Here is a 20,488-nt window from a genome sequence, read left to right on the forward strand (position 1 = left end):
GAAAGCACCCATGTCACGTTCCAATACGGGTTTCGACTACATCATCGTGGGTGCCGGCGCGGCCGGCTGCGTGCTGGCCAACCGCCTCTCGGCCGATCCGGCGGTGCGGGTGGCGCTGGTGGAGGCGGGGCCTTCCGATCTCAGCTTCCCGGTCAACGTCAAGACCACGGTGCCGATCGGCAACGTGTTCCTGCTGCCGCACGAGCGCTACAACTGGCAGTTCAGTTTCCGGGGTGGCGAGGGCGTCAACCAGCGCGACATTCCGTGCCCGCGTGGTCGCCTGTTCGGTGGTTGCACTTCGGTCAACGGCACGGTGTACATCCGGGGCCATCAGCACGACTACGACGAGTGGGCCGCGCTGGGCAACCCTGGCTGGGGATACGACGACGTGCTGCCGTTCTACAAGCATCACGAGAACCGCGCCGCCGGTGCCTCCCGCTGGCACAACCGGGGCGGTGAGCTCGACGTGCAGCGGCTCAAGCACACCAACCCGTTGTCGCACGCCTTCGTAAGCGCTGCCCAGCAGGCGGGCCACGCGCGCAACGACGACTTCAATGGCGCGCAGCAAGATGGCTTCGGCCTGTTCGAGCTCAACCAGCGCGACGGCCGCCGCCTGAGCAGCTCGCGCGCGTTCCTGCATCCGGTGCTGGGGCGACCGAACCTCACGGTGTTCGCCGACACGCTGGTCGAACGCATTCGCCTGCGTGCCGGGCGTGCCGTGGGCCTGACCGTGGTGCGGGCCGGTGAGCGCCTGGAGCTGGACGCGGGCACCGAGGTGGTGGTGTCTGCGGGTGCCATCAATTCGCCGCAGTTGCTGATGCTCTCGGGCATCGGGCCGGCACACATGCTGCGCCAGCCTGGCCTGCAGGTGCAGCACGAACTGCCCGGCGTGGGCGCGAACCTTCAAGACCATCCCACGGTGTCGGTGGCGGTGTCGAACCCGGGCGCGGAGTCGTATGCGCTGAGCTGGCGCGTGGCACCGCGAGTGGCCTTGGCGCCTTTCCAGTACCTCTTCGGCCGCACCGGCATGTTGTCGTCCAACGCCGCCGAGTCGGGTGGCTTCTTTCGCAGCCTGCCCGGGCTCGACCGGCCCGATCTGCAATACACCTTCATGATCGGCATGAAGGAAAACGCCAAGACCATGCCGCGCCGCCACGGTGTGGTGCTGCATGTGGCTTTGTTGCGCCCCCGCACGCGCGGCCAGGTGTCGCTGGCCTCGGCCAATCCGGCTGACAAGCCGGTGCTGGACGCGCGGTTCCTGGAAGACCGCGAAGACGCCCGCACGCTGGTGCGTGGCCTGAAGGAAGCGCGGCGCATCCTGGGCATGCCCGCGATGGCGCCGTACCTGGGCGACGAGCTGTCACCCGGTGCTAGCGCAGTCAGCGACGATCGCATTGAAGTCTATGTGCGCCAGGCCACGACCACCACCTACCACCCGGTCGGCACCTGCAAGATGGGGCCTGCCGACGACCCGATGGCCGTGGTGGATGCCCGCCTTCGCGTGCACGGTATCGAAGGCCTGCGCGTGGCAGACGCGTCCATCATGCCCAACATCATTGGCGGCAACACGGCCGCGCCCTCGATGATGATCGGCGAGCGTGCCGCGCACTTCCTGTTGAGCCCTCAGGAAGTGGTGCGGCCGCCCGTGGCACTCATGGCTGAAGCGTGAAGCCCTCGTAACCCTTGAACGCCACGTCCGCGCATTTCATGCGGTAGACGCCGTGGCCGCCCACGTAGGGCAGAAACACGCGGGGCTTGCCCGGGATGTTGGCGCCGGTGTACCAGGAGTTGGCGCGCGGGAAGAGGGTGGTGTCGGCGACTTCGTTGACGTGGCGGACCCAGGCCTCCTCAAAGTCGACTTGCGCCTCCATGCGACGCACGCCCTTCTGCCCGAGGTAGCGCAGGCAGTCGGCGATCCATTCGATGTGCTGTTCGATCGAGGTGATCATGTTGGTCAGCACCGAGGGGCTTCCGGGGCCAGTCACCATGAACAGGTTCGGATAGCCCGCGGTCATGAGGCCCAGGTAGGTCTTGGGTCCGTGTGCCCATTTCTCGGCCAGTGATGGGCCGCCATCGACGCGAATGTCGATGTTGAGGATGGCCCCGGTCACCGCGTCGTAACCGGTGGCGAACACGATGGCGTCCAGCTCGTATTCCTTTTCGGTCGTGCGCAGGCCCTTGGGCGTGATCTCTTCGATCGGGTGCTCACGCACATTGACCAGCTTCACGTTGTCGCGGTTGTAGGTTTCGTAGTAGTCGGTGTCCACGCAGATGCGCTTGGTGCCGATGGCGTGGTCCGTGGGCGTCAGCAGCGCGGCCACGGCCGGGTCTTTCACCTTCTGGCGAATCTTGTTGCGCACGAACTCGGCCATGGTTTCGTTGGCCTTTTCGTTCGAGAGAATGTCTTTGTAGATGCGCGTGAAGCCTGGCCCGCCGTGCGCCCAGCCGGCCTCGTAGACCTTCGCGCGCTGGTCGTCGGGCACTTCAAGAGCCCCCTTGTCGGGCGTGGGATGGCAGGCGATGCCGGCCGAGGAGTAGCGCGCCTTTTCCCGCCGCGCCGGGTAGTGCGCCTTGAACCAGGCTTCGTATTCGGCGGGCATGGGAATGTTCCACGCCGGCAGACTGAAATTGGCCGTGCGCTGGAACACGGTGAGCTGCCTGGCCTGCTCGGCAATGCGCGGAATGGCCTGGATGCCACTGGAGCCGGTGCCGATCACGCCCACGCGCAGGCCACTGAAGTCAACACCTTCATGCGGCCAGGTGCCGGTGTGGTACAGCTTGCCCTTGAAGCTGTCGCGGCCGGGAAAGTCCGGCATGCGCGGCAACGAGAGGCAGCCACCGGCCACCACGAAAAAGCGTGCGGTCACAGCATCACCCCGGTCGGTGCGCAGCGTCCAGAGCTTGCTTTCGGAATCGAAGGCGGCGCTCACCACGCGGGTGCTGAACTGGATGGCGTCGCGCAGCTTGAAGCGGTCGGCCACGTGGTTGGCGTAGCGCAGGATCTCGCCCTGCTGCGCGTACTTCTCGCTCCACGTCCATTCCTGTTGCAGTTCGTCGCTGAAGGAATACGAGTACTCCATGCTCTCCACATCGCAGCGCGCCCCGGGGTAGCGGTTCCAGTACCAGGTGCCACCCACGCCATCGCCCGCCTCGAAGGCGCGCACGTTCAGCCCTTGCTGACGAAACTTGTGAATGGCGTACAGGCCGCCGAAGCCGGCTCCAACAATGACAACGTCCAGCGCGGTGGCTGATGGCGTAGAGGCGTTCACGGAAGATGTCTCCTGAGATGGTTGGGGTGAGGGGATCAGCGGGCTCAGACCACGAGCGGCACGGAAGCGCCGTCCAGCGACATGACGACGCCGGTGACATAGGCCGCGCGGGGCGAGGCGAGGAACACCACCACGTCGGCGATGTCCTGAGGGTTGGCCAGACGGCCCAGTGGTGCGCGCGATTGCGCCTGGCGCAGGGCTTCTTCTTCCGGCACGTTGCGTTGCCGCGCGTCGGCCGAGATGCTGGCGGCGGCGCGCTCGGTGAGCGTGAGGGCGGGATTGACGGCGTTCACGCGCACGCCCCGGGGCGCATAGGCTGCGGCCATGCCCACGGTAGAAAGCATGAGCGCCGCGTTGGCTGAGCCGCCCGCGAGGTGGTGAATCGTGGCCACCTTCCCGCCCATGCCCACCACGTTGACCACGGCGCCCTGGCCGCGCGCACCCATGCGTTTGATGAGCGGGTCCGTCACGTTGATGTAGCTGAAGAACTTGGCCTGCATGGCAGCCTGCCAGGCGGCGGGGCTGAGTTCGGCAAACGGCGTGAGCTTGGCTGCGCCGGCCGAATTCACCAGGATGTCGATGGGTCCACCGGCATGCTCGGCCGCATCCACCATGGCCAGCGCGGCTTGCGCATCGCTCAGGTCGGCGCTGTGGGTTGCCACGGTGGCGCCGGTTTCCTTCAGCAGTTGTGCCTGTGCGGTCTTGAGGTTTTCCGGACTGCGCCCAGCGATGCTCACGCGGGCGCCTTCGCGCAGAAATTCCAGCGCGCAGGCCAGGCCGATACCGCGACTGCCGCCCGTGACCAGCACGTGTTTTCCGGTGAGTTTGAGGTCCATGCTGTCTCCGTGTGCATGCTGGAATTGAAATGGTCTTACCAGTACAATTCTACGACCTTTAGGCGATTTTCAGTGCGTGTGTTTCGAGGAGACTCCATTGAGCAAGAGCAGCAACGCCCCTCCGGTCCAGCTCGATGCCATCGTCGTCGGTGCCGGCTTTGCGGGCATCTACCAGCTCTACAGCCTGCGGCGCATCGGCCTGTCGGCCCGGGTGCTGGAGGCGGGTGAGGGCGTGGGCGGAACCTGGTTCTGGAACCGCTATCCCGGCGCGCGTTGCGACGTGGAGAGCCTCGACTATTCCTATTCGTTCAGCGACGAGCTGCAACAGGAGTGGGACTGGAAAGAGCGCTACGCGCCGCAACCCGACATCCTGCGCTACATCAACCACGTCGTGGATCGTTTTGATTTGCGCCGCGACATTCAGTTGAACGCGCGCGTGACTTCCGCCATCTACGACGAGGCCGAGGACCGCTGGCTGGTCACCACCGAGGGTGGCGACCGCTTCTCGGCTCGCTACTGCATCATGGCCACCGGCTGCCTGTCGATCCCGCAGGCGCCCCAGTTCCCCGGGCTCGAATCTTTCAAGGGCCGGTGGTACCACAGCGCGAACTGGCCGCACGAAGGCGTGGACTTCGCGGGCCAGCGCGTGGGTCTCATCGGCACCGGTTCCAGTGGGGTGCAGATGACGCCGGAGATCGCGCAGCGCGCGAAGCACCTCACCGTATTTCAGCGCACCGCCAACTACAGCGTGCCAGCGCAGAACGAACCCATCACGCCCGAGCAGCTCGCCGAGGTCAAGTCCACCTATGGCGCGCGCCGCGAGCGCGCGCTGGAGACCCACACCGGCCACTTCCTCATCGCCAACGACAAGTCGGCCATGGAGGTGAGCGAAGCCGAACGGCGCAAGGAGTTCGAGTTCCGCTGGAAGGGCGCGGGTGGCGGCTTTCGTATGCTGCGCGCGTTCAACGACCTGATGGTGAACAAGCAGTCGAACGACCAGGCGGCCGAGTTCGTGCGCAGCAAGATCCGCGCGACGGTGAAAGACCCGGTAACCGCCGAGCTGCTGTGTCCCAGGGACGACCTGCCTTTCGGCACCAAGCGCCTGTGCGTGGATACCGACTACTACCAGACCTTCAACCGCGACAACGTGTCCCTGGTGGATGTGCGGACCGACCCGCTGGTGGAGGCCACGCCCAATGGCCTGCGCACGCAATCCGGTCAGGAATACCCGCTCGACGTGATCGTTTTTGCCACCGGTTTCGACGCCATGACCGGCGCCCTGAAGTCCATCGATGTGCGCGGTGTGGGCGGCCAGGCGCTGCGCGACAAGTGGGTGGATGGGCCGCGCACCTACCTGGGTCTGGCCGTGGCGGGCTTTCCGAACCTGTTCATCCTCGCCGGTCCCGGCAGCCCTTCGGTGCTCAGCAACATGGTGCACTCCATCGAGCTGCACGTGAACTGGCTCACCCGTTGCCTCGAAGACGCGCGCGCCAGGGGCGTGCGCCGCATCGAAGCGCAGCAGCGTGCCGAGGACGACTGGGTGCACCACGTGAACGAAGTCGCTGACCGCACGCTCTACCCCACGGCCAATTCTTGGTACATGGGTTCCAACATGCCGGGCAAGCCGCGCGTGTTCATGCCTTACGTGGCGGGCGTGCCGGCCTACCGAAAGATCGTCAACGAAGTGGCGGCCGACGGCTACAGAGGGTTCGAGATGGTATGAAGCCGCACCACGTGCTGCGCCAGCGCGGCTTCGTGCACGGCCAGTGCAGCCTGCAGGGTGCGTATGCCGTCCACCCCCGAACACAGCGGTTGCTCGCGCCCTTCGGCCACGGCGCGCACGTGGCGCAGTTGTTCCATGTAGGGGTCTTGCCGGTGCAGCATGGTCTGGCTCTGGGTGAGCGGTTCGTGCCAGCCGCGCTTGCCATCGAAGCGCCAGGTATGGAGGCGGGGCAGGGTGATGGAACCTTCGGTGCCGCTGAGGAAGTGGGTGTCCACCGACACCTGGGCGTAGTGCGGCGCCTCGCCGGCGGCGAGGTCCCAGTTCCACGGCGTCACTGCGGCGTCGGACACAGTGAGCGTGCCGAGCGCGCCATTGGCAAAGCGCAGCAGCACGGCGGCCGTATCTTCCACCTCGAAGCCCCGCACGGCGCTGGAGGTCATGGCCTGCACGCTGTCGATTTCACCCACCAGAAAGCGAAGCAGATCGAGGTCGTGGATCAGGTTGATCAGCACCGGCCCGCCGCCCTTTTCGCGCCGCCAGGCGAGGTCGAAGTAGCTGTCGGGTTTGAGCCAGGTCGCCATGCCGTTGACGCTGACAGGGCGGCCCAGCACGCCTTCGTTCACCAGGGCACGGGCGCGCTGGATGATGGGGTTGTGGCGGCGCTGGTGGCCCACCATGACGGGCACTCCCGCGCGTTTGGCGGCGTCGCACAGCCGTTGGGCGTTCTCGATGGTGTCGGCCACCGGTTTCTCCATCAGAACCGGCAGGCCGCGCGAGATGCAGTCGATGCCGACATCGGCGTGCGTGTGGTTGGGCGTGGCCACGATGGCCGCGCGCGCGTCCGATTTTTCCAGCAACTCGCGGTGGTCCGCGTACCAGGCCAGGCCCAGGCTTTCGGCCAGCTTGCGCGCCGCGGGCGTGGGGTCGGCAATGCCCGCTACCGACACATCGGGATGGCGCAGCGTGCGCTCGATGTGCATGCGACCAATGGCCCCCGCGCCAATGACGGCGACAGGCATGCGGGAAGTGGGGGATGCGGTCATGGTCGGCGGAAGAGGACGGTGAAATCGCGATAGTATCCTATGGTCCAACCAAACGCGACAGCCTTAAAACACCGAGGAAAAGACACCGTGAGCAGCCCGCCCTCCCTGAAGAAAGAAGTCGATCTCGTGGTCGTGGGCGCCGGTGCCGGCGGCATGACCGCTGCCGTCATGGGCACGCTGGCCGGCTTGGATGTGCTGCTGTGCGAAGGGACCGAGCAGGTGGGTGGCACCACGGCCACAGCGGCCGGCACGATCTGGGTTCCCAACAACAACCTGGTCAAGGCGGCGGGATTCGAGGACAGCATGGAAGAGGGCTTGCGCTACCTCGATGGCCTGGTGCCATCGGGCGAATTGCGTCGCCTGCGCGAGGTCTACCTGGAGACCGGTCCGGCCATCATCGACGACATCGTGCGGCGCACGCAGGTGAAGTTCATGGCCGCTGGCAAGCACCCCGACTACGCGGACATTGCCGGCTCGCGCGTGGCGGGGCGCGCGCTCGCACCACTGCCGTTCGACGGCCGCCTGCTGGGCGAGGAGTTCCACCGCATCCGCCCACCGATGAAGGAGTTCATGGTGCTCGGCGGCATGATGGTCGGCAAGGCCGACATCGGCCATCTGCTGGGGCGATTCAAGTCGTGGGCCAGCTTCAAGCACAGCGCGGGCCTGGTGCTGCGCTATGCCGCCGATCGGCTGCGCCACGCGCGCGGCACGCGTCTGGTGATGGGCAACGCGCTGGTGGCGAGGCTCTTCGCCAGCCTGCGCGCGGCGGGCACGGCCATTGCGTTCGGCGCGCAGATCGAATCGCTGTCAAAGCACGGCAATCGCGTCTCGGGCGCTCGCTTCAAGCTGGCCACGGGCGAGCTTGTTGAAGTGAAAGCGCGCCTGGGTGTGGTGCTGGCCACCGGCGGCATCGGGCGCAACCCGGCGCTGCGCAAGCGATGGATGCGGCCGGGGCACGACCGCTGGCCTTCGCTGATTTTTGAAGGCAACCAGGGTGGCGGCGTGCGCGCGGCCGAACTCGCCGGGGCCGCGATCGACGGTACGCCGGGCGGCGCTGGTGTGTTGTGGCAACCGGTTTCGGTGACGCACGATGCAAAGGGTGGCACGGGCCTGTTCCCGCACCTCTTCCTCGACCGTGCCAAGCCTGGGTTGATCGCGGTGGACAGCGCGGGCCTGCGATTCACCAACGAAGGCGCGTCGTACCACTACTTCTGCGAAGACATGATCAAGCGCCACGCCACCACGCCGGCCATTCCCGCCTGGTTGATCTGCGATGCCGCCTTTGTGGAGAAGTACGGCCTGGGGCTGATCCATCCAGGCACCACCAACCTGAAGCCGCACGTGAAAACCGGCTACCTGCACGTGGGCGACAACCTGGACGCGCTGGCACGCAGTGCGGGTCTGGACGCGGTCGGCCTGAAGGACAGCGTGGCGCGCAACAACGCCTACGCGCTCACCGGTGTGGACAGCGATTACGGCAAGGGCGCCACCGAGGTGAGCCGCTTCAACGGCGATCCCGATCACCAGCCCAACCCTTGCCTGGGTCCCATTGCACAAGCGCCGTTTTGCGCCATGGCCCTGTGGCCAGCCGACGCTGCGGCCGACGCCGGCCTGTCGACCAACGAACATGGTCAGGTGCTCGACGCCGATGGCCAGCCCATCGCCGGCCTGTACGCCTGCGGCAACGACGCGGCCTCGCTCATGCGCGGCACCTACCCCGGACCGGGCGCCACCATCGGCCCGGCCATGGTCTTCGGCTACCGCGCCGCCATGCACGCCACTTCGCTCAAACATTGAAACGGAAAAACATCCATGTCATCTGCATCTCCATCTGTGGCCCTTGTCGCGGGGGCCAGCGGCATCGTCGGTATCGGTGTGACCCAGCGTCTGGTGGCCGATGGCTGGCGCGTGCTGTGCGCCTCGCGCTCCGGCGGGGGCGACATCGAAGGCACCGAGGGCATTGCGCTGGACCTGATGGACCCACAGGCCTGCCGGCAGGCGTTGTCGAAGCATCCCGACATCACGCACGTGTTCTTCACCGCCTACCAGCCCGCCGCCAGCCGCGCGGCCGAGGTGGCGCCCAACCTGGCCATGCTCCGCAACCTGGTGGAGGCCGTGAGCGCAATGGCGCCCCAACTGGAGAAAGTGGTGCTGACCACCGGCGCGAAGTTCTACGGCATTCAGTGGGGCCAGACGAAGACGCCCTGCCGCGAGACCGACGCGCGCCAGTTGCCGCCCAACTTCTACTACGACCAGGAAGACTTCCTGCGCCAGGCACAGCAGGGCCAGCGCTGGTCCTGGGTCAACCTCATCCCGCCATTCGTTTCCGGCTTTGCTGTGGGCAACCCCATGAACCTGGTGATGGGCGTGGGCATCTACGCCGCCATCAGCAAGGAGATGGGCCTGCCGCTGCGCTTTCCCGGCAGCGCGGGCGCCTACGACGCGCTGCACCAGATCGCCGACGCGCACGTCATCGGCTCGGCCGCCAGCTGGGCGGCGCGCTCGGAGGCGGCGGCCAACCAGGCTTTCAACGTGAGCAACGGCGACCCGGCTCGTTGGCGCAATACCTGGCCGGTGATCGCCCAGGGCCTGGGCATGGAATGGGCCGAACCCAAGACCATGCCGCTGGTGGACGTGATGCCCGACCAGCAGGCGCTTTGGGACCGCATTTCTGAACGCCAGGGCCTGCGCAAGATCGACATCAACCGCATCGTCAACTGGGGCTGGGTCGACTACATGCTGCGCATGTCGCACGACGTGCTGCTGGAGACCGGCAAGATCCGCCGCGCCGGTTTTCACGACTGCATCGAGACCGACGCCATGTTCGTGCAGCGCCTGCGCGAGTTGCAGCAGCACAAGGTGCTTCCGTCATGAACGCCCGACACCGCCGCGTCAGCGACCTCACGCTGGGCTTCCTCACGCTCGGCGCACAGGCCGCGCCGCTGGACGTGATCGATGCTGCGGCCAGCGCGGGCTTCGGTGCGGCCGGCCCGCGCATCAGCGGGCGCTACCCCGGCGACGCGTGGCCCTCGGTCGACGACCGCGCCGATGCCTTCGACGAGATTCGCCGTGCCGCCGCCCAGCGCGGCGTGCGCCTCTCCAGCATCAGTGGCTACTACATCTCGCCGCAGGTGACGCTGGAGCACCTGCTGGCCAATGTGAACGCCGCAAAGGCTGTGGGTGCGCCCCTGATCCTGCAGGGCTGCTTCGACGCCAACATGGCGCGTGTGGCCAAGCTGGTGCGCGACTACGCGGCGGCGGCGCGAGAGGCCGGTGTGCGCATCGCGCTGGAGTTCATGCCCATGAGCGAGCTCAAGACCATCGCGCAAACCGTGGCGTTGATCGCGGCCAGCGGCGCAGGCAACGTCGGCATTCTGGTGGACGCGCTCCACCTTGCGCGTTCGGGCGCTACCCCTCGCGACGTGGCCGCGCTCGATCCCTCCATCGTGTACCTCACGCAGCTGTGCGATGCGCCCGCGCAGCTGGCCGAGGGCGACACGCTGTTCAACGAAGCCATGGCCGGACGCCGTCTGCTCGGCGATGGCGGGCTCGACCTGGCCGGCCTGGTCAACGCCTTGCCGGGCGATGCGGAACTGGAACTGGAGACGCCGGCCGTGCAGCACGCCGACCTGGCCCCCACACTGCGCGCGCGCCACGCGGCTGAAGCGGCAGCGCAATTCTTCGCACGGCATTTCGCCCACTGAATTTCACCCATCAACCTACGGAGACACGCAGCACCATGAACACACACACCACTTTCGACAAGGCCTCACTTCAGGGGCGCGTTGCCGTCGTCACCGGGGCCGGGGGAGGGCTGGGAGGCGCCATGGTGGCGCGCCTGCACGGCATGGGGGCGAGCGTGGTGACGGTCGATCTCAAGGCGCCTGAGAATGCGTTGGCCGCGCTCTCGCTGGCCTGTGATGTGACGAACGAGGCGGACATCGAGGCCATGGCGCTGGCGGTGAAGACGAAGTTCGGGCGCTGCGACATTCTGGTGAACAACGCGGGCATCATGGCACCGGTGATTCCCTTGGAAGAACTGCCCGTGGCCACCTGGGACAAGGTGATGAGCGTGAACCTGCGGGGTTCTTTTCTGTGCGCCAAGCACCTGGTGCGCATGATGCTGGCGCAGAAGAGCGGCGCCATCATCAACATCGCCTCCATCGGCGCGCGCGTGCCCAACGACATCGGCCCCTACGGCCCGAGCAAGGCGGGCGTGCTGGGGCTGACGCACCAGATGGCGGTGGAGTGGGGACCGCGCGGCGTTCGCGCCAACTCGGTCAGCCCGGGCATGATCCGCACCCCGATGTCCGAGCACTTCTACCAGAACGAGAAGCTGCACCAGGGCCGCATCAAGGTGGTGCCCACCGGCCGCATTGGCCGGCCGGAAGACATCGCCGACGCGATCGCTTTCCTCGCCAGCGATGCCGCTTCCTACATGAACGGGCAGGACATCATTGTGGACGGCGGCTTCATGCGCACAGCGCTCATGAGCGTGCAGCCCGCGGTGTTCGCCTGAAGGTTCAGCCAGCCAGCCATTTCGCCGGCACGGTCACGATCCACGGACAGAGGATCAGCAGGAACAGCACGAAGAACTGCGCGGCCATGAAGGGCAGCACGCCCTTCGTGACCTCGTCCATCTTCATCTTGCCCACGCCGGCCACCACATTCAGCACCACGCCCACGGGTGGCGTCACGAGGCCGATGGCGTTGTTCATGATGAACAGCACGCCGAAGTAGACCGGGTCGATGCCGGCGGCCTTCACCACCGGCATGAGAACGGGCGTGAGGATCAGGATGGTGGGCGTCATGTCCATCGCCGTGCCCACCGCAATGACCAGCAGCATGATCATGAACAACAGCAGGATCTGGTTGTCCATGAAGGGCTGGAGCATCTCCACCAGCTGGGTCGGAATGTCGGCCACGGTGATGAGCCAGGCCGAGACCATGGCCGCAGCGATCAGGAACATCACGATGGCGGAGGTGCGCGCCGCGGTGACGAACACGTCATAGAGCTTGCTCCAGTGGAGTTCGCGGTACACCACGGTGGCCACGAAGAGCGCGTAGACAGCGGCTACTACGGCGGCCTCGGTCGGCGTGAACACACCCATCTTCAGACCCACCAGCACAATCACCGGCAGCATCAGCGCCCAGGTGGATTCCTTGAGCGCGCGCCAGCGCTCGGCCGCGCTGGCCTTGGGCGGTGGCGTCACGTTTTCACGGCGCGCCACGAAATGCCAGGTGACGGCAATGGCCACACCCATGAGCAGACCCGGCACGATGCCGGCGAGAAACAGCTTGCCGATCGAGACGTTGCCCGCCACGCCGAAGATGATGAAGGCGATGGAGGGCGGAATCACCGGCGCAATGACGCCGGCCGACGCGATGAGGCCACCGGCCCGGCCCTTGTTGTGGCCGGCCTTGACCATCATGGGCAGCAGCAGCGCGGCCAGCGCCGCAGTGTCGGCCACGGCCGAGCCGGAGAGCGCCGCCATGAGGCAACCCGCCAGCACGGCCACATACCCCAGGCCGCCGCGCCGGTGGCCCACCAGTGCCAGCGCGAGGTTCACGATGCGCTGCGACAGGCCGCCCACGTTCATGATCTCGCCCGCGAGCATGAAGAAGGGCACGGCCAGCAGCGGGAAGCTGTCGGCACCGTTGATGACGTTCTGCGCCAGGATCTGCGCATCGAACAGATCCAGGTGCCACATGAGCGCCACACCCGAAAGCAACAGCGCGTAGGCGATGGGCACGCCGATCAGCATGGCCGCCAGCAGGGAGAAGATGAAGATGGCAACGGTCATGGTGTGGGGCTCAGCGGCGGGTCGGGGTTTCGATGTGGGCCAGCTCTTCCGATTCGGTGACCATCACCAGCTCGTCGTCGGTGGTGGCACCCGAGGCCGTGCGCCACATTTCGCGGAGCAGCAGGGCAATGGCAGAAACGCCGAAGACGATGCCCGAGCCGTAGAAGATGGCCATGGACAACCCGGTGACCGGTGCCACGGAGTCGAAGTTGATGCGGGCCTGCGTGAAGCTGCCAGAAAGCAACAGCCAGGTGGCCCAGAGCATCAGGCTCTGGGCGATGAACAGGCAGATGCGGCGTGCCGTGCGCGGTAGCCGCGAGACCAGCACGTCGGTGCCCAGGTGCCCATGCTCCTTCAGCGCCACGATGGCGCCCAGAAAGGTGAGCCAGACAAAAAGCCAGCGCGACATCTCGTCAGACACCGCGATGTTGGAGTTGAAGGCGTAGCGCAGCACCACGTTGCCAAACACCAGCACCACCATGGCGGCAAGCGCGAGGGCGCAAAGGAAATTCAGCAGACGGCAGTAGCCGTCGATGAGCTTTTGCATGGGAAACCCTTTCTCAGGCAGCGACCCGAAGGCCGCTGAAAATGATATGGTCAGACCAAAGGAGACTATTGACATGGCCTTTCGCGGCGCCTCTTTTCTTGCCATCTGGAACGACATCGAGGGCATCACGCCCACCGAATACGACGCCTGGCTCACGCACGAACACATGATCGAGCGGGTGGGCGTTCCCGGGTTCCTGCGCGGACGGCGCTATATCGCGCTCGACGAAGGGCCGCACCGTTACTTCAATTGCTATGAAACGCGCGACGCTGCGGTGATGACCAGCGCGGCCTACCTGGAGCGGCTGAACAACCCGACGCCGCTCACGCAGCGCGTCATGCCCTGCCTGACGAATTTCATGCGCATGGGCTGCCGCACAGTCGGCACGGCGGGCCAGCAGGTGGGCGGTGCGCTGGCCACCGTGCGCTTTCGCGCGCCGGTCGATCGCGTGGAGCGTGCGGGCCAGAGCCTGTGCGATGCGCTGGTGATGAACACGGTGGTAACCGCCTGCCACCTGGGCACGCCCGAGGCGTCGGTGGCTGCGGCTTCCACGCGCGAGCGCGAACTGCGTCCTGCTGCTGCACGCGAGAGCACGGACGACCACGTGCTGCTGGTGGAGTCGGCCAACGGGCTCGCACTGCGTGAGCACCTGGGTGCGATCGTGACGGCGCTGCACGCCCAGGTGGCCGAGGCCTCGGACGTGCAGTCGCGCACCTACGGATTGAGCTACCTCATCGAGCCTGCAGGGGGCTGAAGGCTCGCGCACGCGGCCCTTTAACGGTTGGCGTGGATCTTGTCCATTTCCTCGCGGTAGATCTTCATCAGCGCGGGGTCGTACGTGGCGGCGAACTTGTCGATCACCGGCACGGTGGACTGGCGCATCTTGGCCAGTTCGGCGGCAGGGACTTCGTTGACCTTCATGCCCTTGGCTTCGAGCTCCGTGCGGCTTTGCTGCGCAGAGTCGCGGCTGACCTTGCGCTGGTAGACGCCGGCTTCACGCGCGGAGTCCTGCAGAATTTTCTGCTCGGCGGCCGAGAGCTTGTCCCAGAACTTCTTGCTCACTTCGATCAGGTTGGCCGTGTAGACGTGGTTGGTCACGCTCACGAACTTCTGCACTTCGTAGAACTTGTTGGACAGGATGATGGTGTAGGGGTTCTCCTGGGCGTCCAGCGCCTTGGATTCCAGCGCGCCGTACAACTCGCCGAAGGCCATGGGCACGGGGTTGGTGCCCAGTGCGCCGAAGCTCTCCACGAACACCGGGTTGGCCATCACGCGGATCTTCAGGCCCTTCACATCGTCGGCGGCCAGGATGGGTTTGCGGCTGTTGGTGAAGTTGCGGAAACCAGTCTCCCAGTAGTCCAGCCCCACGATGCCCTTCTCGGGCAGACGATCCAGCAGCGCCTTGCCGAAGCGGCCCTGCAGCAGCGCGTCGGCCTGCTGCGCGTTCGTGATGGAGAAGGGCGCGTCCAGAATGCCGAATTCCTTGACCAGCGCGGCCGCCGTGGTGGTGGCGGGTGTGAACATTTCCTGCACACCGCCTTGCACCGCTGCCTGCTGCTGCAGTTCGCCACCCAGCACCGACGCGGCGAATTCCTTCACGACAAGCTTCCCGCCACTCTTCTGTGAAACCAGTTCGGCGAAGCGTCGCACGCCGTCGCTGATGGGGTGACCCACCGGCGTGAGGTGGCCGAAGCGGATGGTGCGGGTCTGGATGTCCTGCGCAAACGCGGTGGACGAAGCCACAAAGGCCGCGACCAGGGTGAGCGGTAGGGCAAGCTGGCGGAATTTCATGAAGTCTCCATTGAAGGGCTGGAAAGATAAAACTAACACATGTTAGTTTAATTTATCCAATGGTTCAGCCAAACCATTGGCATTACGTTTTTTGCTGGTTGAGCCGGGCAAACGGGCTCAGGTCCGCCTGGTGCGTGCCGCCGTACTGGTCGGCGTGCTTGTGCACGTGCATCAGCGTGGTGTGCAGAAAGCCACCGTCAGCCACGATGTCCTCGCCGTTGATGAAGCCGGCGGCGTCGCTGGCGAGGAAGCCCACCACAGCGGCAATGTCATCCACCGTGCCGAGGCGCCGCAAGGGGATCACCTGGGTGCGCAGCTGCAGCATGTCGGGGTTGGCGTAGTGCACCTCCGACAGCGGCGTGCGCAGGAAGCCCGGGCTCACCGAGTTGGTGCGCACCCCCATCGGTCCCCACTCCACCGCCGTGTGGCGAGTGAGCGCGAGCACGCCGGCCTTGGTGACGCTGTAGGGCGGTGAGGTGTTGGGGCTCTGTGCGCCGATGGACCCGATGTTGACAATGCTGCCGCTGGCTTGCTTCAGCATGGCGCGGCCAAATTCGCGTGTGCACAGGAACACGCCGGTGAGATTCACCGCCATGCTGCGGTTCCAGTCGGCGAGCGTGAGTGCCTCCAGCGGGCTCGCGGGCACCAGGATGCCAGCGTTGTTGACCAGAATGTCGCAGCGGCCGGCGTGCTGCTCGGCCACGGCTTGCGCCGCCCGAGCGACCGAAGCTTCGTCGGTGACATCGCAGGCCAGTTCCTGTACCTGTGCGCCGCCTTCGCGCAGTTCGCGGCACAAGGGCTGCAGGCTCTCCACGCGCGGCTCCAGCAGCACGAGGTGCGCGCCGAGCTGCGCGAGGTGGCGCGCAATGCCGCTGCCCAAGCCACCCGCTGCGCCCGTAATGACAGCGACGCGACCGTCCAGCCGGTGTTGGTCGTTCACGGAGGCCGCTTATTCAGCCGTGATGCCGGCTGTCTGGATCACCGGCTTCCAGCGTGCGATCTCGCTGGCGATGGTCTTGCGGAAGGTGGCCACGCTCTGGTCCGGTGCTGCTTCGGTGCTGAGTGTCTTCAGCGCATCCTTCACGCGCTGCGTCTGCAGCACGGCGGTGATTTCCCGGTTCAGGCGATCGATGATGGGCTTGGGCGTGCCGGCGGGCGCGACCACGCCATACCAGGACTCCAGCATGAGCTCGGGCATGCCGAGTTCAGCGGTGGTGGGCACATCGGGCGCGATGGACACGCGCTTGGGACTCATGACCGCGAGCGCGCGCATCTTGCCGGCGGCCACGTGCGGCAGGGAGTCGGTGTTGCCGAACACCACATTGGTCTCATTGCCAAGCAGTCCCATGAAGGCCGGTGCGCCGCCTTTGTACGGCACGTTCACGAGCTCACCCTTGGTGAGTTGCGAGAACAGGCCGGCGGTGAGGTGGAAAGTGCTGCCGTTGCCGGCGGTGCCGTAGCTGAGCTTGCCGGGGTTGGCCTTGGCGAAGGACACCAGATCGCCGAAGGTCTTGAACGGGCTCGATGCGTTCACCACGATGAGGTTCGGGCCGATGAAGGTCATGGCCACCGGCTCGAAGTCCTTGACCGAATCGTAGGGCAGGCTCTTGTAGAGGCTGGGCGCCAGAGAGAGCGGCGCAATGGTGCTGAGCGCGATGGTGTAGCCATCGGGCGGCGAAGTCTTGAGCACACCCATGCCCAGTGTGCCGCCAGCACCGGGGCGCACGTCCATTACCACCGGTTGGCCCAGGCGTTCCTGCAGGCCATCGGTGATCAGTCGCGCCAGGTTGGCGCCCAGCCCACCAGCGGCATACGGCCAGATGAGCTTGATGGGACGATCGGGGTATTCGGCGAAGGCCGGCAATTGCCAAGTGGCGACCAGGGCGACCATGGCACCCACAGCGGTGCGGCGCAACATCTTCAAGGTTTTCATTTCTTGTCTCCTGCAGAGGGGTTGTGAAAAAGGGAACTGCGTCTCAGACGCTGGCCTTCTGAGGGCCGCGCACCAGGCGGCCTGGCGTGGCGCCGGTGGACTCACCATGGAGGTAGGTGATCTCGCCCGAGAGAATGGTGGCGGTGTAGCCGCGGGCTTTCTGCAGCAGGCGCTTGCCGCCCGCCGGCAGATCTTCCACGACGTAGGGCGTGTCGAGCGCGAGGCGGTCGAAGTCGATGATGTTGATGTCGGCCTTCATGCCGGGCTTGATGAAGCCGCGATCGTCCAGGCCCACCGTCTTCGCTGGATCGCTGGTGTAGCGGCGCACCAGCTCTTCCACCGATTGGCGGCCGCTGGCGCGGTCCCGGCCCCAGTGCGTGAGCAGGTAGGTGGGGAAACACGCGTCGGTGATGAAGCCCACATGTGCGCCACCGTCGCCCAGGCCAATCATGGCGTTGGGGTGGGTGAGCATCTCGCGCGTGGGTTCGCACTCGAAATCGTGGTAGCCGGTGAAGGTGGCGTAGAGAAAGCCCTGGCCGCCGTCGTCGAGCAACATGTCGTAGGCCACTTCGGCGCCCGTGCGGCCTTCGCGCCGGGCGATGGAGGCAATGGAGCTTTCGCGCGGCGGCTCGTAGTTGGGCGGGTTGCCCAGCAGGAACATGTGCTCGTACATCTTCTCGAAACCCATGCGCTCGAACAGCGGGAAGGTGCTGTCCCTGTACGGGTCTTCGCTGAGAATGCGCTGGCGAATCTCGGGGTCGCGCATGCGTGACACGCGCTCGGCCAGTGGCAGGTGCGCGATGCTGCGGTAGGTGGGCGTGGCGGCAAACGGGTTCTGCGTTCCGGTGAGACCGAACAGTGAACCGATGGGGCGCGGTGCCGTCACCGGGCGGATGCTGAGTCCATCGGCGGCGGCCTGGTCCGACAGCGCCAGCAGCTCACGCCACACTTCCTTGCGCTCGCCGTGGCGCTGGTTGAGCGAGAACACGCAGGTGCGGCCCGACTTCTCCACCAGGCGTCGCATCATGCCGAATTCGCCGGCCGGGCTGGGCTGGTCCCAATCGGAGACGAACTCCAGCTGACCGTGTCCCGCATCGGCCAGGCCCATGGCGATGCCGGTGAGCTCGTCCTCTTGTGCGCGCAGCATGGGCGTTGGATCGCCCGATGCACTCTTGTGGCTGATGGTGCGCGAGGTGGTGAAGCCAAAAGCGCCGGCGCGCATGGCCTCGGCCGTAATCTTGCGCATCTCGGCGATGTCTTCCGGCGTGGCGTTCTCGAGTCGAAGCGCGCGCTCGCCCATCACGTACACGCGCAGCGGGCCGTGCGGCAGCTGGGCGCAGATGTCGGTGTCGCGGGTTTGCGAGTCCAGCACATCCAGGTACTCGCCGAAGCTCTCCCAGTTCCACTTCAGGCCTTCGACGAGGCAGGGGCCGGGGATGTCTTCCACGCCTTCCATGAGCTGGATCAGCGCGTCGCGGTCGGCCGGCCGCACCGGCGCAAAGCCCACGCCGCAGTTGCCCATCACCACCGTGGTCACACCGTGCCATGAACCGGGTGTGAGGAACTGGTCCCAGATTGCCTGGCCGTCGTAGTGGGTGTGGATGTCGACGAAGCCGGGCGTGACCAGCTGGCCCCTGGCGTCCAGCTCTTTGCGGCCCTTGCCTTCGACCGTGCCCACCGCCGCGATCTTGCCGTCCTTCACCGCCACATCGGCCGCGAAGGCGGGAGAACCGGTGCCATCAATCACCTGGCCGTGGCGAATCACCAGGTCGTATTCATGAGTCATGGGGGTTCCTGAGTTCAGAGAGCGGGGGCAGCCTGCGGGCCCCGCACGAGCCTTCCGGGGAGGGCATCGGTGGCCACGCCCTGGCGGTAGACCGGTGTGCCGGAGACGATGGTCGCGGTGTAGCCGTTGGCGCGCTGCATGAGGCGGCGGCCGCCAGCGGGCAGATCGAACTGCATGTGGGGCACGTCCATGCCCAGCTGGTCGGGGTTGATCACGTTGAGATCGGCCTTCATGCCCGGGGCGACGACGCCACGGTCTTTCAGGCCGACGGCGCGTGCCGTGTCCGAGGTCTGTCGCTTGATCAGCCAGGGGAGTTCGAAGCGGCCGTTGGGACCACCCCAGTGGCTGAGCATGAAGGTCTGAAAGCTGGAGTCGCAGACCAGGCCCACGTGGGCACCGCCGTCGCCGAGGCCGATCACGGTGTCGGGGTGGGCGATCATGTCGCCGCACGCATTCAGGTTGCGTTCTGCGTAGTTGGCGAACGGTGAGTACAGCGTGCCGTGGCCGTCATCCGCCATCATCAGGTCGTAGGCCACTTCGCCCGGTGTTCTGCCTTCGCGCGCGGCGGTGGCTGCCAGCGAATGCTCCGGGCCCGGGTCGTATTCGGGCGGGTTGCCAAAACGGAAGATGTTGGTGAACTCCACCAGCCGCTGCCCCAGCGGCGTGGCGGCGCTCGCAGCAAGCTCGCTCAGCAGCGCACTGCGCATCGCGGGTTGGCGCAGGTGCTCCACGCGTTCTTCGAGGGACAGATCGGCGATGGCCTGGTAGGAAGGGCACTCGGAGAACACGTTGCGGCTGCCCTGCAGGCCCAGCATGATGCCGACCCCGCGCGGCGCCACCTGCGCCAGCATGCTCAGGCCGTCGACATTGGCCTGCCGCGTCAGCTCAAGAATGCGCTGCCAGCCGCGCGGGTTCTTGTGCTTCTGCATGAGCGAGAAAGACAGCGGGCGGCCCGATGCCTCGGTCAGTCGGCGCATGAGCTGGAATTCGCTGTCGACGTCCTCGCCGTCGAAGTCCGTGATCATCTGCAGCACGCCACGCCCCGCGTCTTTCACACCCATGGCAATGGCCATGAGTTCTTCTTCGGAGGCCTTCAGGGTGGGGGTGGGCGTGCCTTTGATCGACTTGTGGTTGATCGAGCGCGAGGTGGAAAAACCGATGGCGCCTGCGCGCATGGCTTCGGCGGTGAGCTCTCGCATGCGGGCACGGTCTTCGGCCGTGGCCATTTCCAGCCGCGAGGCGCGTTCACCCATCACGTACACGCGCAGGGCGGCGTGGGGCAGTTGCGCACAGAAGTCGATGTCGTGCGGTTTGCGCTCCAGCGCGTCGAGGTAGTCTGCAAAGCTCTCCCATGCCCAGTCCAGACCTTCCTGCAAAGCCACGCCGGGAATGTCCTCCACGCCCTCCATCAGGTCGATGAGGCGATCGCGGTCTTGCGGGCGCACCGGCGCAAAGCCCACGCCGCAGTTGCCCATGACCGCCGTGGTCACGCCGTGCCAGCTTGAAGGGGAGAAACGTTGATCCCACACGGCCTGGCCGTCGTAGTGGGTGTGTATGTCGACAAAACCGGGGGCCACCACCTGGTGACGCGCGTCGATTTCTTCGCGCCCCTGGGCCGTGACCTTGCCCACCTGAACGATCACGCCGTTGTTCACGGCCACGTCCGCCTCGATCAGCGGGCCACCAAGGCCGTCGGCCACCGCGCCGCCGCGAATCACCAGGTCCAGGGTCTTTTTCATGGGTTGTCCTCTTGAAG

At 66.1% G+C, this 20,488-nt stretch carries 17 protein-coding genes; 7 read left to right on the plus strand and 10 right to left on the minus strand.

Annotated features, from left to right (window positions below):
* Window positions 1-10 precede the first annotated feature (10 nt).
* Window positions 11-1,669 (plus strand): GMC family oxidoreductase, encoded by a 1,659-nt coding sequence (locus CAP37_RS04230; RefSeq protein WP_086123019.1) that lies wholly within the window; start codon window positions 11-13, stop codon window positions 1,667-1,669.
* On the opposite strand, the gene CAP37_RS04235 is transcribed toward CAP37_RS04230, so the two are convergent.
* Window positions 1,653-3,269 (minus strand): NAD(P)/FAD-dependent oxidoreductase, encoded by a 1,617-nt coding sequence (locus tag CAP37_RS04235; protein WP_086123020.1) that lies wholly within the window; start codon window positions 3,267-3,269, stop codon window positions 1,653-1,655. The genes CAP37_RS04230 and CAP37_RS04235 overlap by 17 nt on opposite strands.
* A gap of 44 nt (window positions 3,270-3,313) precedes the next feature.
* Complete coding sequence (locus CAP37_RS04240) at window positions 3,314-4,105, minus strand: SDR family NAD(P)-dependent oxidoreductase (protein ID WP_086123021.1); 792 nt, start codon at window positions 4,103-4,105, stop codon at window positions 3,314-3,316.
* A gap of 97 nt (window positions 4,106-4,202) precedes the next feature.
* On the opposite strand from CAP37_RS04240, the gene CAP37_RS04245 reads away from it, so the two are divergent.
* A complete protein-coding gene (locus CAP37_RS04245; protein WP_086123022.1) occupies window positions 4,203-5,828 on the plus strand; it encodes an NAD(P)/FAD-dependent oxidoreductase in 1,626 nt (541 codons plus the stop codon).
* On the opposite strand, the gene CAP37_RS04250 is transcribed toward CAP37_RS04245, so the two are convergent.
* Window positions 5,804-6,871: a Gfo/Idh/MocA family protein gene (locus CAP37_RS04250; RefSeq protein WP_086123023.1), complete on the minus strand. Its 1,068-nt coding sequence runs from the start codon at window positions 6,869-6,871 to the stop codon at window positions 5,804-5,806. The two genes, CAP37_RS04245 and CAP37_RS04250, sit on opposite strands and share 25 nt — an antisense overlap.
* Before the next feature lie 87 nt (window positions 6,872-6,958).
* On the opposite strand from CAP37_RS04250, the gene CAP37_RS04255 reads away from it, so the two are divergent.
* From CAP37_RS04255 to CAP37_RS04270, 4 genes are read left to right on the plus strand one after another with little or no spacing between them, the layout of a single operon-like run.
* Window positions 6,959-8,668 carry an FAD-binding protein gene (locus CAP37_RS04255; RefSeq protein ID WP_256926867.1) on the plus strand — a complete coding sequence of 570 codons (1,710 nt, stop codon included), beginning with the start codon at window positions 6,959-6,961 and terminating at the stop codon, window positions 8,666-8,668.
* Between the two features lie 15 nt (window positions 8,669-8,683).
* Window positions 8,684-9,745, plus strand: coding sequence for an SDR family oxidoreductase (locus CAP37_RS04260; RefSeq protein WP_086123025.1), 1,062 nt, complete (start codon window positions 8,684-8,686; stop codon window positions 9,743-9,745).
* A complete protein-coding gene (locus CAP37_RS04265) occupies window positions 9,742-10,575 on the plus strand; it encodes a sugar phosphate isomerase/epimerase (RefSeq protein ID WP_086123026.1) in 834 nt (277 codons plus the stop codon). The genes CAP37_RS04260 and CAP37_RS04265 overlap by 4 nt, the downstream gene beginning before the upstream one ends.
* A gap of 35 nt (window positions 10,576-10,610) precedes the next feature.
* Entirely contained in the window at window positions 10,611-11,390 is a 780-nt protein-coding gene (locus CAP37_RS04270) for an SDR family NAD(P)-dependent oxidoreductase (protein ID WP_086123027.1), read from the plus strand.
* 4 nt (window positions 11,391-11,394) lie between these two features.
* On the opposite strand, the gene CAP37_RS04275 is transcribed toward CAP37_RS04270, so the two are convergent.
* Both CAP37_RS04275 and CAP37_RS04280 read right to left on the minus strand, forming a co-directional pair.
* Window positions 11,395-12,675 carry a TRAP transporter large permease gene (locus CAP37_RS04275; RefSeq protein ID WP_086123028.1) on the minus strand — a complete coding sequence of 427 codons (1,281 nt, stop codon included), beginning with the start codon at window positions 12,673-12,675 and terminating at the stop codon, window positions 11,395-11,397.
* 10 nt (window positions 12,676-12,685) lie between these two features.
* The gene (locus CAP37_RS04280; RefSeq protein WP_086123029.1) at window positions 12,686-13,222 is read right to left on the minus strand and encodes a TRAP transporter small permease; all 537 of its coding nucleotides are present in this window, start codon (window positions 13,220-13,222) and stop codon (window positions 12,686-12,688) included.
* Between the two features lie 73 nt (window positions 13,223-13,295).
* On the opposite strand from CAP37_RS04280, the gene CAP37_RS04285 reads away from it, so the two are divergent.
* Window positions 13,296-13,976 (plus strand): hypothetical protein, encoded by a 681-nt coding sequence (locus CAP37_RS04285; protein WP_086123030.1) that lies wholly within the window; start codon window positions 13,296-13,298, stop codon window positions 13,974-13,976.
* 20 nt (window positions 13,977-13,996) lie between these two features.
* On the opposite strand, the gene CAP37_RS04290 is transcribed toward CAP37_RS04285, so the two are convergent.
* The 5 genes from CAP37_RS04290 to CAP37_RS04310 all read right to left on the minus strand — a co-directional run bounded on the left by CAP37_RS04290 (window position 13,997) and on the right by CAP37_RS04310 (window position 20,471).
* Complete coding sequence (locus CAP37_RS04290) at window positions 13,997-15,013, minus strand: TRAP transporter substrate-binding protein (RefSeq protein WP_086123031.1); 1,017 nt, start codon at window positions 15,011-15,013, stop codon at window positions 13,997-13,999.
* Window positions 15,014-15,095: 82 nt separating this feature from the next.
* A complete protein-coding gene (locus CAP37_RS04295; protein WP_086123032.1) occupies window positions 15,096-15,953 on the minus strand; it encodes an SDR family NAD(P)-dependent oxidoreductase in 858 nt (285 codons plus the stop codon).
* Between the two features lie 9 nt (window positions 15,954-15,962).
* Window positions 15,963-16,946, minus strand: coding sequence for a tripartite tricarboxylate transporter substrate binding protein (locus CAP37_RS04300; protein WP_179190128.1), 984 nt, complete (start codon window positions 16,944-16,946; stop codon window positions 15,963-15,965).
* Window positions 16,947-16,989: 43 nt separating this feature from the next.
* Window positions 16,990-18,732 (minus strand): amidohydrolase family protein, encoded by a 1,743-nt coding sequence (locus tag CAP37_RS04305; protein WP_086123034.1) that lies wholly within the window; start codon window positions 18,730-18,732, stop codon window positions 16,990-16,992.
* 14 nt (window positions 18,733-18,746) lie between these two features.
* Window positions 18,747-20,471, minus strand: coding sequence for an amidohydrolase family protein (locus CAP37_RS04310; RefSeq protein WP_086123035.1), 1,725 nt, complete (start codon window positions 20,469-20,471; stop codon window positions 18,747-18,749).
* Between the last annotated feature and the right edge of the window lie 17 nt (window positions 20,472-20,488).

It is taken from the genome of Hydrogenophaga sp. IBVHS1, assembly GCF_002127265.1.
In the GTDB taxonomy this organism is placed as follows: Bacteria; Pseudomonadota; Gammaproteobacteria; order Burkholderiales; family Burkholderiaceae_C; genus Hydrogenophaga.

Bases quoted from the DNA above. Each gene is read 5' to 3' on its own strand.
- CAP37_RS04275 (WP_086123028.1), bottom strand. From the start codon at position 12,675: ATGACCGTTGCCATCTTCATCTTCTCCCTGCTGGCGGCCATGCTGATC.
- CAP37_RS04305 (WP_086123034.1), bottom strand. From the start codon at position 18,732: ATGACTCATGAATACGACCTGGTGATTCGCCACGGCCAGGTGATTGAT.
- CAP37_RS04290 (WP_086123031.1), bottom strand. From the start codon at position 15,013: ATGAAATTCCGCCAGCTTGCCCTACCGCTCACCCTGGTCGCGGCCTTT.
- CAP37_RS04260 (WP_086123025.1), top strand. From the start codon at position 8,684: ATGTCATCTGCATCTCCATCTGTGGCCCTTGTCGCGGGGGCCAGCGGC.
- CAP37_RS04270 (WP_086123027.1), top strand. From the start codon at position 10,611: ATGAACACACACACCACTTTCGACAAGGCCTCACTTCAGGGGCGCGTT.
- CAP37_RS04285 (WP_086123030.1), top strand. From the start codon at position 13,296: ATGGCCTTTCGCGGCGCCTCTTTTCTTGCCATCTGGAACGACATCGAG.
- CAP37_RS04240 (WP_086123021.1), bottom strand. From the start codon at position 4,105: ATGGACCTCAAACTCACCGGAAAACACGTGCTGGTCACGGGCGGCAGT.
- CAP37_RS04280 (WP_086123029.1), bottom strand. From the start codon at position 13,222: ATGCAAAAGCTCATCGACGGCTACTGCCGTCTGCTGAATTTCCTTTGC.
- CAP37_RS04265 (WP_086123026.1), top strand. From the start codon at position 9,742: ATGAACGCCCGACACCGCCGCGTCAGCGACCTCACGCTGGGCTTCCTC.
- CAP37_RS04230 (WP_086123019.1), top strand. From the start codon at position 11: ATGTCACGTTCCAATACGGGTTTCGACTACATCATCGTGGGTGCCGGC.
- CAP37_RS04310 (WP_086123035.1), bottom strand. From the start codon at position 20,471: ATGAAAAAGACCCTGGACCTGGTGATTCGCGGCGGCGCGGTGGCCGAC.
- CAP37_RS04300 (WP_179190128.1), bottom strand. From the start codon at position 16,946: ATGAAAACCTTGAAGATGTTGCGCCGCACCGCTGTGGGTGCCATGGTC.
- CAP37_RS04250 (WP_086123023.1), bottom strand. From the start codon at position 6,871: ATGACCGCATCCCCCACTTCCCGCATGCCTGTCGCCGTCATTGGCGCG.